Raw genomic sequence first — 16,945 nt, 5'->3', positions numbered from 1 at the left:
CGAAACCATAGGAACTTTCGCCAATAACGATATTAATTTCGTTGATAAAACAGGAATCGACCACGATAAATTCAGTTTTGGATTGAAGAAATCCCTGTTCAATTTTATGCACGGCATTTGTTTTGACTATGAACTGCAAGAATGGTTTGACTTCAAAATCCCGAGAACAAAAATCCATCCTGATTTTATTGCAGATGCTTTAGAAGAGGAAGAAAATTTTACTATAAAACCAACTGCCAAAATCGTATGGCTAGGAGGGAAGCCATCTATTGAGCATTTTACGAAATCCAAAAAAGGAAATAGTTGGCAAATGACGACTTTGACTTTTCACGACAAAAAGGAAAGTTTCACGATTCAAACTCCAAAATTAGAAGGAGAATGGTTGGTACTAATGCTTCAAAAACTATCAGCTTCTAACTCTAAAATCTATTCCTTTCAGGAAATAAAAGCTGATTTCGAAAACAATTCAGAAGATTTTGAATTGTTTTGGTATTCCAAACCTATCTATACTTTAAGAGAATTTGGGTTATTGGTGCTGTGATTTCAATTATCAGTAATGAATATTCACAAACATCAAATTTCGTTGAACTAGACTCAAGCAATTTGAACAGACCTAGATAATCTCTCATAATCTAAATCAATTGGTAATTCTTTGTTCCTCAGAATGAAAAAAAAGCACAAAAAAATCGCAAACCATTGCTGATTTGCGATTCTAAACTAATTAACAATTTTATCTACTTTTTCATTATTCTTTCTACTTTACTACCTTCATCAGAAGTTATTTTTAAGAAATAAACTCCGTTTTGTTGGTTTGAAACATCTATAATTGTTTCGTTTGAATTTTCAAGACTTGTCATCAAAATTCGACCTTGAATATCATATAATTCAACTGATTTGATTGAATGATTACTTTTTATATTGATAATTGAAACTGTTGGATTTGGATAGACCACAATACTCTCATCAAAAATTGCTATTGTATTGTTTAATGCAGCAAAAGTTGTTTGTGCAATATTTGTTTCAATGGGAAAGTTGTAATCAAAATATATTCTAGCTTCATTTGTAACATAATCATTTGTAATTAATTGATCGTTAGATCTAATTTTGAATAAAACATTACCGTGTCCACCTACAGGAGGGTTTCCAGATTTTGCCTCTAAATTTATATTCTCAAAAACAAATTCAATTGTATTATCCATAATTCTAACATAACTTGAATGAGAAGTGTTTTGTATTTGTAATGAATCTATATCAAGTTCTGCAGGATCAATATCTATTTTTACTACAACATTTTCAGCCATAAAAGTTCCTGTATTTTCAAAATTTACCACATAATGTAAAAAGTTCCCAATTTGTGATGGAGAAACAGTATCACCTTCTAAGCAAGTAATATCATTCGGATCAAACGAACCCACAACAGTTTGGTTAAAAATAATCGTATTGTCAGCAGGAATTATATCTCCAACTATAGGATTAACAGTAGCTGAAAAAGTTAATATATCTCCATTATTCACCGTAGGTATTTCCATTGGAGAATTAACATTGAGAATAACCATTATATTTCTGCTTTCAAATGGTAATAAATCCAAGTAATTCCATGTAATTATCCCATTATTTTGTAGAGCTGGCAGTTCAGTTGCACTTATAAAATCTAAAATAGCATCATCAAAACTGAAATTTAAATCTCCAGAAAGTGTTTGATTTCCTTTGTTTCTTATTACTATATCATATTTCGCATTAAAACCTGGTCGGGCAGGATCAATAGGAACAATTACTATTTCTACATCCGGACTTATTCCATTGGCAATTATACAAAAATTTTGTACAGATGTATTATTGTTGTTGTCAGAAAAAGTAATTGAACTTGAAACAGGTGTTATTGCAAAAAGCGCACTATTATCTATACTTGGAGTGATTACAAAAGTGCCAGCTTGAGTGAAAAAAGTATAATTTCCAAAATCATCAGTAAATGTAGCTCCTTGCATTGTTCCATCATTTATATCTACTCTAGCATTTGGCTGAATTATTTCGTTTGCATCACATCCATTATTATTAAAATCATATGTTATATTTCCAGTTATGGTATTGTAGTTTCCTCCAGGAGTAAAAGAACAATAGGAATTTACAACAACATTTTGAACAAGAGCAATGTCTAATTGTTGCTCTATAAATGGAATTTCATTATCATCAACACAAACAAATTGTATGTTTGGACTTTGGATGAAAAAAACTATTGTTTCTTGACTTCCATTTTTTAATGATACAAAAGTCAATAATGGGTTATTAGTCATATAAACTTCTATTAATTGACTATTATTTGATAAATCTAATGATGTTAGAGTATTATAACTGGCTTCAAGTGTAGACAAAGCTATATTTTCTGATAAATCGATACTTGAAATAGAATTGTCATAAAAATATAGCGATTGAATATTGATACAATTCGTTACATCTAAAGTTGATAAATTATTACCGCTACAATCAAGTAAAGTTAAATTAGTATTTGAACTTACATCCAATGTTGAAATTAAATTGGATCTACAATTTAAAGATTGTAAATTAGTTGCAACCGATAAATCTAAATTCGGAATTTGATTTGATGTGGAATCAAAAGTTAGTAAAGATGTTAGTCCGTTTACATTTAAATTTGAAATATTATTTGCAATACAATTGAGTGTTTGTAATTGAGAGCAACCAGCTACATTTAATGTTGTTAAACTACTAAAACTACAATCTACGCTAAGTAAATTAGTCAATCCCGACAAGTTTAAAGAAGTCAAACCATTGTAAGGACCAGATTTAAAAGTTTGTAAATTGGTAAAAGATGTTAAATCCAAACTTCCTGTTAAACTATTTGCACTTATGTCTAAATTTACAATACTAGGTGTTAATGTTAGTGAAGATAATCCAGCATAATAAGCATTTAAATAGGTTAAACTAGTTAAATTAGAAACATCTAAATTATTTAATACAAGATTAAGTCTACAATCTAAATACGTTAAGTTTGTAAAACTTGAAATTCCAGTTATTTCTACAATATTACTTTGACTTACGTCTAAATAACTAATGTTTAATGCTTCAGAAAATTCTATTTCGCCATTAGAATTGGTGTCAACTGTAACGTAATTTCCGGAGGTGTCTTTTGCAATTGTATTACTTGAATTTGCAGAAAGGAGTTTGGTTTTAAAACTATTATCTGGAATATAGACATAATCTGAATTTTGAACAATTAGATTAAAAGAAATAAATTTAGGACAAATTAAACTTAGTTTGTCAATTCTAACCCAAATCTGTTGCCCATTTGTTGCACTAAAGGAATTAGTATTTACAATTGGGTTTGAGTTGTTTATTGCATCTGTATTATTTGTAAAATAATTAATAGTTAAATCATTTTGTCCATTCTCAATAATTGCTGTTTGAGTTGTTAAATCAAAATTAGCAATTCCATCGTACGGATTTTCAAATAGTATCATATTGGAAGGTTGAACTATAGCAGGCGTTGGGTTAACTGTAATGGTAATTTCTTCCACTGAATTCAAAAGATTACATCCCAAATTAAAAACACCTTCAATAAAATTTATGCTTATAACCGATGTGTTTTGTATGTCATTTATAACAATTTCAGATGTATTTAAGTTTGTAGAAAAAACCGTTTCTAAATATTGACCGTTGTTGTAAACCAAGATTCTACTATTTGGTTCCGTATTTAGTGTAATAGTTACAGATGAACCTTGGCAAACAGTTTGATTGGCAGTTGCAAAATTAGTATTCAATCTAGTTTCAATAAGCAATGGGAAACTAGTTGTAGAATAGAAAGTTGGATTTGCAATTTCTGAAACTCGACAATAAATAGTTGGACCGCTTGTACTGGAAAATAAATTAGGAAAAGCAATACTGCTTGTATTAGAATTGGCATCTAATTGTGAAATAAAAAAGGCGACTTCATAATCTTGTGGATTCAAACTTCCTAGAATTTCAGAAATTTTACTCTCCAATGGAAAAACGGCAATTCCATCAAAGTTGTCATCACATCCAATTAAAACAGTGGGTGTATTTATTGGTGGCTGTGCATAGGCAATGCCTGTAAATAGCAATAATAAAAATAGTAACTTTTTCATAGCAATTTTTTTTATGTTTATTGTTGTTTTCATAACTTTTTATTTTTGAGATAAATGCAATTATTTTCTAGTATAATTATAATGCTTTTATCAATTCTTGTAATTTTTCTCTTTTACTCTGTGCAATCGGAATTGTAGTATTATCTGCCATAATCACATAACCACCATCTGATTTAATATATGATTTTAAAAACGAAAGATTAATTAAATGCGATTGATGAATGCGCTCAAATCCGTGTTCTGTTAACAATTCTTCATATTCTTTTAAGGTTCGTGATATCAATAATGGTTTATGATTTTTGATAAAAAATTCGGTGTAATTTCCTTTTGCTTCACATCTAATAATATCCGAAACTTCAAATAAATGAATACCATCACTAGTAGATAAAGCAATTCGTTTAAAATTATCAACCTTTTTCCGTATGTTTTCCAACAATAAATCGATATGATCATACGAATTATTTTTCCCAACCGCTTCTTTTATTTTAGCAATAGCATTTTGTAATTCTTCAGGATCTACAGGTTTTAAAATAAAATCCAAAGCACTAAACTTGAACGCTTTTAATGCGTACTGCTCATGAGCAGTAATAAATATAATGTAAGCCGAATATTTCGTTTTTCCTTTTGCTAATTGTTCTAAAATATCAAACCCTGTTCCATCACTCAAATGAATGTCTAAAAATATTACTTGAGGTTGTAATTTTTCTAATGTTTCAACACCAGTTTTTACACTTTCGGCTTCTCCAATAATATTTATTTCATTGGTGTAACGTTCTAAAAGTGCTTTTAATCCTTCACGTAAATGTTTGTCGTCGTCTATTAATACTGCTGTTATCATAAGCTCAGTGTTCATTGATCAGTGTTTAGTATTCAGTCTGCAAACTGAATACGGAACAACTGCCAACTATTTTATATATTGTATTGGCAATCGCAAAGTAACTATTGTTCCTACAACTGCATTGTTTTCTATTAACTCTTTTATTTCTATTTGTGCCGATTTTGAAATGGTTGCTTCCATAATTTCCAGACGTTTTTTGGTAATATCCAATGCCATTGAATGATGTGCTTTTACGGAGTTTTCTTTCATCTCTTTCGATTTTGTAAATCCAATTCCGTCATCTTCAATAGTACATACTAATTGATTATGTTGTACATCAAAATTCACATCAATTTTTCCGTTACCTTCCTTTGGAACCATTCCGTGAAGAATTGCATTTTCAACAAAAGGCTGAATCAATAATGGTGGTATACCCATATTGAATTCTACATTCGGATGCGATGTTATAGAAAACTCAAACTTATTGTGAAAACGCAATTGCTCTAATTCTAAATAATTCTGTAAACTTTCGACTTCTTTGTCAATCGGAATTAAAGCACCTTTTGAATATTCTAGTGTCAATCGCATTAGTTTTGAAAATTTAGATAAATATTTCAATGCCGAATCGGTTCCGTTTTGTACAATAAAACTCGATATAGATCCTAGGCAATTAAATACAAAATGCGGATTCATTTGTAAATGCAGGGCTTTTTGCTCATATTCGGCGACTTCTTTTTGCAATGTTAAACGACGTTTGATTTGTCTTCGATTAAAAATCACAAACACCAATCCGATTACTAATAAGGTTCCGATTACAGAAAAAAGAGTAAACTGACGATGTCTTTTATTTGTTTCTATTAAAAGTGATTCCTTTTTTTGGTATTCGAAATCCATTTCAGCTCGAAGAAATTTTTTGTTGTTTTCTTCATTCGAAATGCTATCTCGAGCAATAATATAATTTTTATAATGGACTAATGATTGTGTTGGATTATTTTGAAAAGCATACAGTTCACTTACTAATTTTTCAGAATGAAAAGTTTGATCTAAAACTCCAATTTCTTTTGCATAGTCTAATGATTTTGTTGCAAATGGCATTGCTTCGCTGTATTTTTTTTGCTCAGAATATAATTGTCCTAAATTGTATAAAACTAATGATGCTCCAAATTTGTTCTGCATTTCTTCGAATAAATTCAGTGATTTGGTGTAATATGAAACCGCTTTTTCAGTATTTTTTTGTTTTTTATAATAATCACCGAAATAATTGTTTAAAAGTGCAAATCCACGTTGATTATCAATTTCTTTAAATAAATTTTCCGCTTTCGAATAATAATTTATTGCTTCTGAGTTTTTTTCAGATTCAAAATATATAACGCCAATATTTGTTAGTGTAACAGCAGCAGATTGTTCGCCAGTTGCTGACTGAATTGCATATGCTTTCTTTAAATAATCTAATGCTTTTGTGTTGTTTCCTTGCGATTTATATACAATTCCGATGTTGTTGTACGCTTTCGAAATATCGTTTTTTTGACCAATTTCTTGATACAACTTCAAGGCTTTGTGATAATTCTCTAAAGCCATGTAATAATTACTTTCTTCCGAAAAAACTACGCCAATACTTGCATATGCACGAGCCAAACCATTTTTAAATTCTTTATTTTCGGTATCTTTTTCAAGTAATAATTCGTATTCTTTTTGAGCGTTTATAAAATCGGCTTTGGCTTTTTTATAATTTCCTAAAATTATATTCGAATTTCCTTTGTTGATATACGAGTTTGCTAAACCGAATTTGTAATTTATTTTTTTTGAAAGCAATGTTGCTTTTTGTGCATAAAAAGCAGTCGAATCAGGATTGGTTTCTTTAAACTTATTGGCTATATGATTGTAGATATTTACTCTAGAAGTATCTATTTTAACTACTTTCAATACTCTTTTTAAACTGTCTATTTCACTATGTTGTGCAAAGCAAACATTACATAAAGTAAGAATTCCAAAAATGATTATTATTTTCAACTTATTTTTCAAAATGAACTATTTTATCTTAGCTATACAAATATAGAGTAAGTTATTAGTTTAAATTAGCCCAATTATTATTCTATTGTTTTGACTTATTATTTGATTGCTTTTAATTATAATTTCATTTTAACTATAACAATATATCAATTGGATTGATAAATATCATCTATATAATACAAACTTTTTCATAAATTTACTTCCAAATAAATACATCACTTATGAGTAACTCTTATAAACTTTCTGTTAATCATGGAACTCCAATTGATTTATCTGAAAGTGACCTTGAAAATTTAGATGCTATTCCCATTGGAAAAGCTAAATTTCATGTATTGAAAAATAATAAATCTTTCAAAACTGAAATTATTTCAACCGATTTCATTGCAAAAAAATATATTATTAAAGTTAATAATAATTCTTATGAAGTTGCTATTTCTGATGCTTTGGATATTGTAATCCATAGTATGGGAATTGAACTTGGAAGAACTAAAATAATCAATGCAATCAGAGCACCAATGCCAGGATTGATTCTCGAAATTAGTGTCAAAATCGGTCAGCATGTAAAAGAAAATGATCCGTTATTAATTTTAGAAGCTATGAAAATGGAAAATAGTTTTCTTTCACCTCGTGATGGAATTATTAAATTAATTGCTGTTGATAAAGGAAATGCTGTTGATAAAGGACAATTATTAATCGAATTTGAATAATGAGACACAAATTTTACCACTAAGGCGCAAAGACACAAAGTATTTTAAGTTTTTACTCATTTACTAAAAAAAGACTTAGCGACTTAGTGTCTTCGTGGCAAATTAAAAAGTAATGTATGAAAAAAATCACCAAAATATTAGTAGCCAATCGCGGCGAAATTGCCATTAGAGTAATGAAAACCGCAAAAAAAATGGGTATTAAAACAGTAGCAGTTTATTCAAGTGCCGACAGAAATGCAACGCATGTTAACTATGCAGATGAAGCAGTTTGGATTGGTGAAGCACCATCAAGTCATTCGTATTTGCGTGGTGATAAAATTATTGAAGTTTGTAAAGAATTGGGTGTCGATGCTGTTCATCCTGGTTATGGATTTTTGAGCGAGAATTCCGCTTTTGCTTTAGCTTGTGAAGAAAATAATATTATTTTCATCGGACCAAAATCGAAAGCCATCGAAATGATGGGAAGTAAATTAGCCGCAAAAGAGGCGGTAATGAAATACAATATTCCAATGGTTCCAGGTGTTGATCATGCAATTGTAAATGTTGATGAAGCCAAAAAAACCGCCAAAGAAGTTGGTTTTCCTATTTTAATTAAAGCTTCTGCTGGTGGTGGTGGAAAAGGAATGCGAATTGTCGAAAAAGAAGAAGATTTTGAATCGCAAATGAATCGTGCCATAAGTGAAGCTATCTCTGCTTTTGGTGACGGTTCTGTTTTTATCGAAAAATATGTAACCAAACCGCGTCATATAGAAATACAAATTATGGCAGATAGTCATGGAAATATACTGTATGTTTTTGAACGTGAATGCAGTATTCAACGTCGTCATCAAAAAGTAGTTGAAGAAGCACCATCATGTATTTTATCTCCAGAAAAACGTAAAGAAATGGGCGAAGCAGCAGTAAAAGTAGCACGTGCTTGCGATTATCTTGGTGCTGGAACAGTAGAATTTTTAATGGATGAAAAACTAAATTTTTACTTCCTTGAAATGAATACACGTTTACAAGTAGAACATCCTGTAACCGAAATGATTTCTGGTTTGGATTTGGTAGAATTACAAATTCGTGTCGCTCGTGGCGAAGAATTACCAATGAAACAAGACGATTTGCAAATTAATGGTCATGCTATGGAACTTCGTGTGTATGCCGAAGATTCGATGAATGACTTTTTACCAAATGTCGGATTTTTAAGTACGTATAAATTGCCTGAAGGCGAAGGTATTCGCGTTGATAACGGAATTGAAGAAGGAATGCATGTTCCAATATATTATGATCCAATGTTGTCTAAATTGGTAACGTACGGAAAAACACGTGAAGAAGCTATCGAATTAATGATTAAAGCAATTGATGATTATCATATTGAGGGTGTTGCTACTACACTGCCTTTTGGGAAATTTGTAATGGAACACGAGGCATTTCGCTCGGGCGATTTTGATACTGGATTTGTAAAAGCCTATTACGATGCTGAAAAATTAAAATCCGTATTAGATAAAGAAGCAGAAATTGCTGCACTGTTAGCTTTAAAACAATATGTTGAAGATAAAAAAATCTTGAGATTGCCGATTAATTAAGAGTGAAGAAAAGAGAACAAAGAATAAGAATATAGAAAAGAGAGGTTTCATGGAAAGATAGTTAAGTCTATTCTCTCTTATCTATTTTCTTTTATCTAAAAAAAAAATATGGAAGACAAAATAAAATTACTCAATGATAAAATTGCACTTGCTAAGTTAGGCGGTGGCGAAAACCGTATTGCCAAACAACACGCCAACAAAAAACTAACTGCTCGTGAACGCGTGAATTATTTATTGGATGAAGGTTCGTTTGAAGAAATCGGAATGTTAGTTACGCACAGAACAACCGATTTCGGAATGGAAAAAGAAATCTTCTACGGTGATGGAGTAATCACTGGTTACGGAACAATTAATGGTAGACTTGTATATGTTTTTGCACAAGACTTTACTGTTTTTGGAGGCTCACTTTCTGAAACTCATGCAGAAAAAATCTGTAAAGTAATGGATATGGCTTTAAAAAGTGGTGCTCCTATGATTGGATTGAACGATTCTGGTGGTGCACGTATTCAAGAAGGAGTTCGTTCTCTTGGAGGTTACGCCGATATTTTTTATAGAAATGTACAATCAAGTGGAGTAATTCCACAAATTTCGGCTATTATGGGACCATGTGCCGGTGGTGCTGTTTATTCGCCAGCTATGACGGATTTTACCATGATGGTGGAAGGCACGAGTTATATGTTTGTTACTGGTCCGAATGTAGTGAAAACAGTTACTAATGAAGAAGTCACTTCGGAGGCATTAGGTGGAGCCAGCACACATTCTACCAAATCGGGTGTAGCACATATTACCTCTCCAAATGGTGTTGAATGTTTGGAAGATATTAAAAAACTATTGAGTTATTTACCACAAAATAATAAAGAAACAACACCAAAATTGCCTTTTGAATTCGGCGATGAACTTCGAGATAAATTAGATTCTATCATTCCTGATAATGCTAATAAACCCTATGATATGCATGATGTTATTTCAAATATTATAGATGAAGATTCGTTTTTTGAAATTCATGCTGCTTTTGCTGAAAATATTGTTGTTGGTTTTGCTCGTTTAGGAGGAAGAAGTATCGGAATTGTTGCTAATAACCCGAAGTTTTTAGCTGGTTGTTTGGATGTGAAAAGTTCGATAAAAGGGGCGCGATTTGTTCGTTTTTGTGATTGTTTTAATATTCCGTTGTTGGTATTGGAGGATGTTCCCGGATTTTTACCAGGAACTGATCAAGAATGGAACGGAATTATTGTTCACGGAGCCAAATTATTATATGCTTTTAGCGAAGCTACAGTTCCAAGAGTAACAGTAATTACTCGTAAAGCTTATGGTGGTGCTTACGATGTTATGAACTCCAAACACATTGGAGCCGACATGAATTTTGCTTGGCCAAGTGCCGAAATTGCTGTAATGGGAGCTAAAGGCGCATCTGAAATTATTTTTAAAAAAGAAATCAGCGAAGCTGCCGATCCTGCTGCGAAATTATTAGAAAAAGAAGCGGAATATGCAGAGTTATTCGCCAATCCTTATACAGCAGCACAACGCGGATTTATAGATGAGGTTATTTTACCTCATGATACACGTCGAAAATTACTAAAAGCTTTTAGTATGTTGGAAAATAAAGAAGTGAGTAAACCAAATAGAAAACATGGAAATATTCCGCTGTAGTTGAACTAATTAAGAGATGAACGAGCTTTTGATTTATTATTGAGAGCTCGTTTTTACTTTTTTATAAGCTAAATATTCAGGTAAATTCCATGATAAAAACCCTTTTTCTTCCCAATCTTTAATAAATTTTTTCTTCTTATTTTCAATAATTGACTGATAATCTTCGGATGTGATATAATCTTTAAAAAAAGGAAATTTTATAGTTTGCATTCGCTCTATTTTTTTTAGTTCAACTAATGACTTATCTAAAAAAGGCAATGTCTTATCTGAAAAATCAGCTAAATAATTTAAATCCAAAAATGAATTGTTTGCATGCTTAAAATTATAATTTACAATTACTTTATCCCAATTAATAATTGAGCTTATAATTAACAAAATGAACATTGCAGAAAAATTGGTTTGAAACAAATAAAAAGAAGTTTTTTTGTTTTTGACTTTGTTAAAAACTGTATAAAGTCCATACAGTGCTAAAATTAAAAAAAGCAAAACGCCTATTCTTTTGTAGGCAAGTGAAAAATAATTAATATAATAAAAATTTCTTATAGCTACTGAAATTATTAAAATGCCATTTTGGATTAACCAGACATAACTTAAGTATTTTAATAATTTATTTTTCGAATAAAAGTTCAAATTTTCCCTAAAGAAAAATAATACTAAACCAATTGAGATAAAAATTGAAAGTAGTAATAGATAGGTTCCCTCATGGACAAATTGTTTTAAAAATTGACCTTCCCATTTAAAATTAAACCAAACCCAATTAATGTCTATTAGGTTTAAAATTAATAACAAAACATTTAAAACAATTAGTAAAAAAACACCAGCTCTATATTCATTCTTTAAATCATTGAATTTAAATGGTTTATATTTTTTAACCTTTACTCTTTTTAAGAAAAAAGATGCATTAAAATCACTTTCGATAATTTTTTTATTTATCGTTCTAAAAACAATTAAATTACTAATAAACAAGCAAATTAGTATCGTAAAAAGTAATGTTAAATCAATATTCTCAAAGAATTTTAAAATGTAATGATTTATTGTATTTAAAAAGTCAGAAAATAATTTATCAAACACTGGATTTGACTTTCTGTATAATAAAATAAAAAGGATAATAATGAAAATAGGTATTATAAATAGGCTTTTCTTTTTTAGTATTTTTTCAATTTTTATTCCATTTTTATTGGTATTTGACAACGTTCTAAAAAAATGAATTTGCGAATTAAATAAGTTATAAAATGATAATCCGATTGAATTTAGCAACGATTTTACTTCAGGATATATTAAGATTCCAAATAAAATAAACAATGATAAAAAATTAATAAAGTAGGATAATATGGAATGAATTAAAATTGTAGCTATTGAAGTAATCAAAACTCCTAAAAGTGTATGCTTTGCATTGAAAGATTGAAATTTAAACTGTTTTGATTTAATTAGATAAAAGAGAAGAATTATTTCAGCTATAAATAAATTGATTCCTAAAGCTTTTTTATGAAATAAAATTGTCAATAGTAAAGAACATAAAAGGGTAACAATAATTTTTATTTTTGAATTCATTTATTTTAATTTGTTTAGTTTATAACGATTATGATTGGAATATAGTATTGATGATAATTAATTTTAAGTTAAAAAAGCCAATAAAAAAGCCATTTTATGCTAACTTGTGCCTTTTTAAATGGTACATTTTGTACTTCTGAATGATTATTACACATGAAGTTTTTTAAATTTATTTTTCTGATTATAATTTTTTGTAGCACTACTGCCTTTTCTCAAAAAATCATTAAACACAATGTAAAAAGTGGCGAGTCGATTTATTCGATTGCGCAAAAATACGATGTAACAGAAAAAGATATTTATGAATTGAATCCGAAGTTAAAAGGAGCAGTTTTAGGTATAAAAGTTGTAGTTACGATTCCGAATAAAAAGTTCAAAGGAGAAGAGGAAAAATCTAAAGTTGAGAAAAAGAAGATTGCTTCAGAAATTAAAAAGAAAGAGGAAAATAGTACTACTACGAATTCATCTTTTATAACACACATTATAAAACCCAAAGAAACATTATACAGTCTTTCAAAGCAGTATGGCGTAACGATGGAGGAGATTTGTGAGATGAATCCAGAATTGAAAACGGGCAATTTAAAAATAGGAGCAAAGCTTAAATTTAACCATTCTAATTTTATTTCTGATATAAAAGGCGAAGTAAAAATTGAACATAAACTTGGAGTTGAAGAACCAAAATTAACTGAAATAATTTCTGAAAATGCAGTTATGCACAAAGTACAACCCAAAGAAACCTTATTTCGAATTTCAAAAAAGTATGGTGTTTCGGTTTCAGAATTGCAAAAATTAAATCCGAATTTGCCGTCTGGACTTCCAGTTGGTTATAATTTGATTGTAAAAGCAGGAATTGATGAGAATGTAATTGTTGCTCCAATAGAAATAATTTCAAATCTAAAAGAAGTTAAAGTTGTAAAACCAATATCGTTTGAAAATGTATCGAAAGCTGATTTTTTAATTGCAAAAGCTTCAGAAAATTTAGGTGTTCGATACCGAAGTGGAGGTACAACAAATGATGGTTTTGATTGCTCGGGATTAATGTTTAGTACCTTTAAAAATATTGATATGATTTTGCCTCGAACTTCAAAAGAAATGGCAAATTACGGTCAACAAATTGATAAATCGCAAGCACAAAAAGGCGATTTAATTTTCTTTGCAACTTTTGGAAAAGGACGAATTAGTCATGTTGGAATGGTTACGGAAGTTGTTGAAGAAGAAATTAAATTCATACATTCATCCACACAAATGGGAGTTATTATTTCGTCTACAAAAGAAGACTATTATGCAAGATCTTTTATTCAAATCAACCGAATTTTAACTGAATAAATTCTATTTCATATTAAACTTAAACCCAATTCCGTGAAGGTTTTCGATTGCAATTTCTTTTTCATCAGCAAGTATTTTGCGCAATCGAGAGATAAAAACATCCAAACTTCTTCCCATAAAATAATCGTCGGTTCCCCAAAGAGATTTTAATATTTCTTCTCTTTTCATCACCACATTTTTATTTTCGATAAAAAGCTTTAAAAGTTCAGATTCCCTTTGTGTTAAACTAATTTTTTCAGTATCGGTAAAAACCAAATAATTTTTACTGTCAAATTGGTATTTTCCGACAGTATAAATGGTAGTATCCGAAATTGATTTTTTTTGAGAACGCTTTAAAAAGATTTCAATTTTAAGAAGTAATTCTTCAATACTAAATGGCTTTACTAAATAATCGTCGGCTCCCAAACGCAATCCTTTAATTCGATCTTCTTTTAATGTTTTAGCGGATAGAAAGATTATTGGAACATCGGTATTTTTTTTTCGGATAGCTTCTGCAAGTTCAAATCCGTCTTTTTTTGGCATCATAATATCCAAAATACAAATATCAAAATCGGTTTTTTTGAAAGCTTCAAAAGCCAATTCACCATCATTGCAATGTGTTACATCATAATACAATTCGAGATTGTCTTTTGTAAGAAAAGCAAGTGTTTCATCGTCTTCGGCGTAAAGAATTTTATATTTTGTCATAGTTTTGTCATTGCAAGGAACGAAGTAACTCGAGCAAAGTGAACAGAGCGCTAGCTAATTTGATCCTAATTTTGTTTAAAACGAATTACACTAATTTACACAAATTCTTTAAGTTATTTAGTTAATACTAATTTTATTTGAGTAATTTATATTTTATCATTTCGGAATTACAATAGAAATTGCAATGCCTTTATCGTTATTATTTGTTGCGAAAATTTTCCAATGGTGTTGTGAACAAATCTTTTTCACATAATACAAACCGAGTCCAAAACCATTTATTTCATTACTTTTTTTACTCGGAATTCGATAAAATTTTTCAAATATAAAATTTAAATTTTTATTGGAAATTCCAATTCCATTATCTATAAAATCAAGTTTAATTTGTGTTTTGTCTTGAGAGTTATTGATTGTTATAAACGGATTTTCATCACAGTATTTTATTGAATTGTCAAATAAATTATATACAATATTGGTAAAATGAAATTCGTCTGCTTGGATTGTTAAATCGGCATCTAAATTAATTTCAACAGTTAAATTAGGATGTTTTAATTGCATATTTTCAACAACATCTTTTATAATCGGAACTACTTTAACGGTAGTTTTTTCCATATGCATTGGAGAGTTATCCGATTTAGCAATATTTAAAATTTGCTCAATATGACTGTTGAGTTTTTTACTTTGATTGATAATAATTTCGGTATATTTTTCGAGTTTTTCATCTTTTAAAATCACTTCTTGTTTGTTTAAATAGCTTGAAGCTAGCAATATAGATGATAAAGGAGTTTTAAATTCGTGTGTCATATTATTGATGAAATCACGCTGTAATTCGGAGTATTTCTTTTGTTGGATAATGGTGTAAATCGAATATACATAAACTAATAGTATAATGATTAAAGCAAAAGAAAGTACAAACCAGAATCGTAATGAGCTAAATAAATAGGTTTTTTCATTTGGAAATCGAATGGCAAAATAATAAACTAGATTTTTGTGTTTTGGAAAATGAACCGATTCTTTATTTTGAGTTTTATCACTTGATGAAATGTAATTTCCATAAACCATTTCATCACTTTGACAGTTGTACATAGCATATTCGAAATCGGTTGTAATATCGAATTTAGCAAATTCGGTTTTTAAATAATATTCTAGAATATCAGGTTGAAAATCATTTTCTACATTAACGATATAATAATCGTTAGCCACTTTTTTAATCGGATTTTCAGCGGGTAATTCACTTGTTGTTCCTTCATAGAGTTTTTTCACAACTTCTAGTAAAGCAATATGTGTTTTTTGAGAAAACTTTTTCTCTTCTAAGTTAAAAGCTTCTTTTGTCCAAAGTAATTGCGCAATTAATATTCCTATAGTGGCTACTAGTCCGAGTACAATAATTATATTTAATTTTTTTGTTTTCACCCTGTAATATTACTAAAAAAAATACATATGATTTTAGACTTAACACGTCATTAACAAACATTTGAAATCATTTAACAACAGTGCTTCTACTATTGAAATACTTTTGAATTGTTCAAACCGGTGAACATAATCCGAATCCATTTCGGACAATCAAAAAAAGAAGAGTATTAATTTAAACATTTAAAAAATGAAAAATGCAATTAAAATTTCAATGTTGGCATTAACCTTATCATTAATGTCATTTTCAGTGAATCCAATTTATAAAGATTCAATTGTAAAAGAGGTAGATGCTTCTCCAATTTCTTGGAAATCAGATCTTATTGATGTTGGACAAATTCCGCAAGGAACACCAAAATTAATAGAATATGAATTTATAAATACTGGAAAAGCAACAGTAATTATTACAAATGTTCAGGGTTCTTGTGGGTGTACAGCAACCGATTATACTAAAGAACCAATTACTCCAGGTAAAACAGCAATAATAAAAGCTACTTACAATGCTTCAAATGTTGGTGCATTTACTAAAACGGTTACTGTAACCACTAATGCTGAGGAAACTCCAAAAGTATTGACTTTTAAAGGTATAGTTTTGGCTAAAGTTTAAGTTATTGTAAAAAAAGTCAAAAAAAACTCCTAAACTTAATTGTTTAGGAGTTTTTTATATTAAAATTTAATTTAATTTTTTTTCTTTTTCTTTTTTGCATCGTCTTTCTTCTCTAAAAATTTTGTCTTTTGGTCGTTATTTAGTAATGCCAAAATTTTTGTTTTTGTGGTTTCAGAAAGAGCTTGTAAAGCACTCAACTTTTTTTCTTGATTTTCTTCTTTTTTCATTATAATTCCTCGTGTTTTAAATGTTTCTGTTACAATTTGCTTGATAGCAATTTCTTGTAGAGCATCTAATTTTAAATCAGTTTTTAATACAGCAACCGATTTTTCAACGGTTTCTTTATTCATTTTCTCGATATCTTCTTTTTGTCTTTCTTCATTTATAGTAGGTTCAGTATCAAATTGATTGTTTCCTCTCATACCATTATTTTGTGCCGATACAACCACTTGAAATAATAGAAGTGAAACAGTAAAGAATAAATTTATTTTTTTCATGTT

The 16,945-nt window shown here is 29.5% G+C and carries 12 protein-coding genes and 2 pseudogenes; 6 read left to right on the top strand and 8 right to left on the bottom strand.

Features of this window, described 5'->3' with window-relative positions:
* Window positions 1–541, top strand: a pseudogene (locus tag RMO53_RS14455) (radical SAM protein); the annotation flags it as partial.
* A 193-nt stretch (window positions 542–734) separates the two neighbouring features.
* Here RMO53_RS14455 and RMO53_RS14450 read toward each other — a convergent pair.
* The 3 genes from RMO53_RS14450 to RMO53_RS14440 are packed head-to-tail and all read right to left on the bottom strand — an operon-like array spanning window position 735 to window position 6,945.
* Window positions 735–4,151 carry a T9SS type A sorting domain-containing protein gene (locus RMO53_RS14450; RefSeq protein WP_310382052.1) on the bottom strand — a complete coding sequence of 1,139 codons (3,417 nt, stop codon included), beginning with the start codon at window positions 4,149–4,151 and terminating at the stop codon, window positions 735–737.
* A 43-nt stretch (window positions 4,152–4,194) separates the two neighbouring features.
* The gene (locus RMO53_RS14445; RefSeq protein ID WP_310382050.1) at window positions 4,195–4,971 is read right to left on the bottom strand and encodes a LytTR family DNA-binding domain-containing protein; all 777 of its coding nucleotides are present in this window, start codon (window positions 4,969–4,971) and stop codon (window positions 4,195–4,197) included.
* Window positions 4,972–5,022: 51 nt separating this feature from the next.
* On the bottom strand, window positions 5,023–6,945 hold the full coding sequence (locus RMO53_RS14440) for a tetratricopeptide repeat protein (RefSeq protein WP_310382048.1): 1,923 nt from the start codon (window positions 6,943–6,945) through the stop codon (window positions 5,023–5,025).
* 221 nt (window positions 6,946–7,166) lie between these two features.
* Here RMO53_RS14440 and RMO53_RS14435 point away from each other — a divergent pair, with 221 nt between their 5' ends.
* The 3 genes from RMO53_RS14435 to RMO53_RS14425 all read left to right on the top strand — a co-directional run bounded on the left by RMO53_RS14435 (window position 7,167) and on the right by RMO53_RS14425 (window position 10,870).
* Window positions 7,167–7,652: an acetyl-CoA carboxylase biotin carboxyl carrier protein subunit gene (locus tag RMO53_RS14435; RefSeq protein ID WP_310382046.1), complete on the top strand. Its 486-nt coding sequence runs from the start codon at window positions 7,167–7,169 to the stop codon at window positions 7,650–7,652.
* Window positions 7,653–7,777: 125 nt separating this feature from the next.
* Window positions 7,778–9,220 carry an acetyl-CoA carboxylase biotin carboxylase subunit gene (locus tag RMO53_RS14430; protein ID WP_310382054.1) on the top strand — a complete coding sequence of 481 codons (1,443 nt, stop codon included), beginning with the start codon at window positions 7,778–7,780 and terminating at the stop codon, window positions 9,218–9,220.
* Window positions 9,221–9,328: 108 nt separating this feature from the next.
* Window positions 9,329–10,870 (top strand): acyl-CoA carboxylase subunit beta, encoded by a 1,542-nt coding sequence (locus RMO53_RS14425; RefSeq protein WP_310382043.1) that lies wholly within the window; start codon window positions 9,329–9,331, stop codon window positions 10,868–10,870.
* 36 nt (window positions 10,871–10,906) lie between these two features.
* Here the strand turns inward: RMO53_RS14425 and RMO53_RS14420 are convergent, their stop codons facing one another.
* Together RMO53_RS14420 and RMO53_RS14475 are read right to left on the bottom strand one after the other, a co-directional pair.
* Entirely contained in the window at window positions 10,907–11,080 is a 174-nt protein-coding gene (locus tag RMO53_RS14420; protein ID WP_310382041.1) for a hypothetical protein, read from the bottom strand.
* A 42-nt stretch (window positions 11,081–11,122) separates the two neighbouring features.
* Window positions 11,123–12,421, bottom strand: a pseudogene (locus tag RMO53_RS14475) (DUF4173 domain-containing protein); the annotation flags it as partial.
* 153 nt (window positions 12,422–12,574) lie between these two features.
* Here RMO53_RS14475 and RMO53_RS14415 point away from each other — a divergent pair.
* A complete protein-coding gene (locus RMO53_RS14415; protein ID WP_310382040.1) occupies window positions 12,575–13,744 on the top strand; it encodes a LysM peptidoglycan-binding domain-containing protein in 1,170 nt (389 codons plus the stop codon).
* Window positions 13,745–13,747: 3 nt separating this feature from the next.
* On the opposite strand, the gene RMO53_RS14410 is transcribed toward RMO53_RS14415, so the two are convergent.
* Both RMO53_RS14410 and RMO53_RS14405 read right to left on the bottom strand, forming a co-directional pair.
* Window positions 13,748–14,431: a response regulator transcription factor gene (locus RMO53_RS14410; RefSeq protein WP_310382039.1), complete on the bottom strand. Its 684-nt coding sequence runs from the start codon at window positions 14,429–14,431 to the stop codon at window positions 13,748–13,750.
* A 156-nt stretch (window positions 14,432–14,587) separates the two neighbouring features.
* Complete coding sequence (locus RMO53_RS14405; protein ID WP_310382033.1) at window positions 14,588–15,841, bottom strand: HAMP domain-containing sensor histidine kinase; 1,254 nt, start codon at window positions 15,839–15,841, stop codon at window positions 14,588–14,590.
* Between the two features lie 187 nt (window positions 15,842–16,028).
* On the opposite strand from RMO53_RS14405, the gene RMO53_RS14400 reads away from it, so the two are divergent.
* On the top strand, window positions 16,029–16,445 hold the full coding sequence (locus tag RMO53_RS14400; RefSeq protein ID WP_310382031.1) for a DUF1573 domain-containing protein: 417 nt from the start codon (window positions 16,029–16,031) through the stop codon (window positions 16,443–16,445).
* A 71-nt stretch (window positions 16,446–16,516) separates the two neighbouring features.
* On the opposite strand, the gene RMO53_RS14395 is transcribed toward RMO53_RS14400, so the two are convergent.
* Complete coding sequence (locus RMO53_RS14395) at window positions 16,517–16,942, bottom strand: hypothetical protein (protein WP_310382029.1); 426 nt, start codon at window positions 16,940–16,942, stop codon at window positions 16,517–16,519.
* Window positions 16,943–16,945: the final 3 nt, after the last annotated feature.

The organism is Flavobacterium sp., from assembly GCF_031409475.1.
Taxonomy (GTDB): Bacteria; Bacteroidota; Bacteroidia; order Flavobacteriales; family Flavobacteriaceae; genus Flavobacterium.
This window is presented reverse-complemented; position numbering and strand designations above follow the sequence as displayed.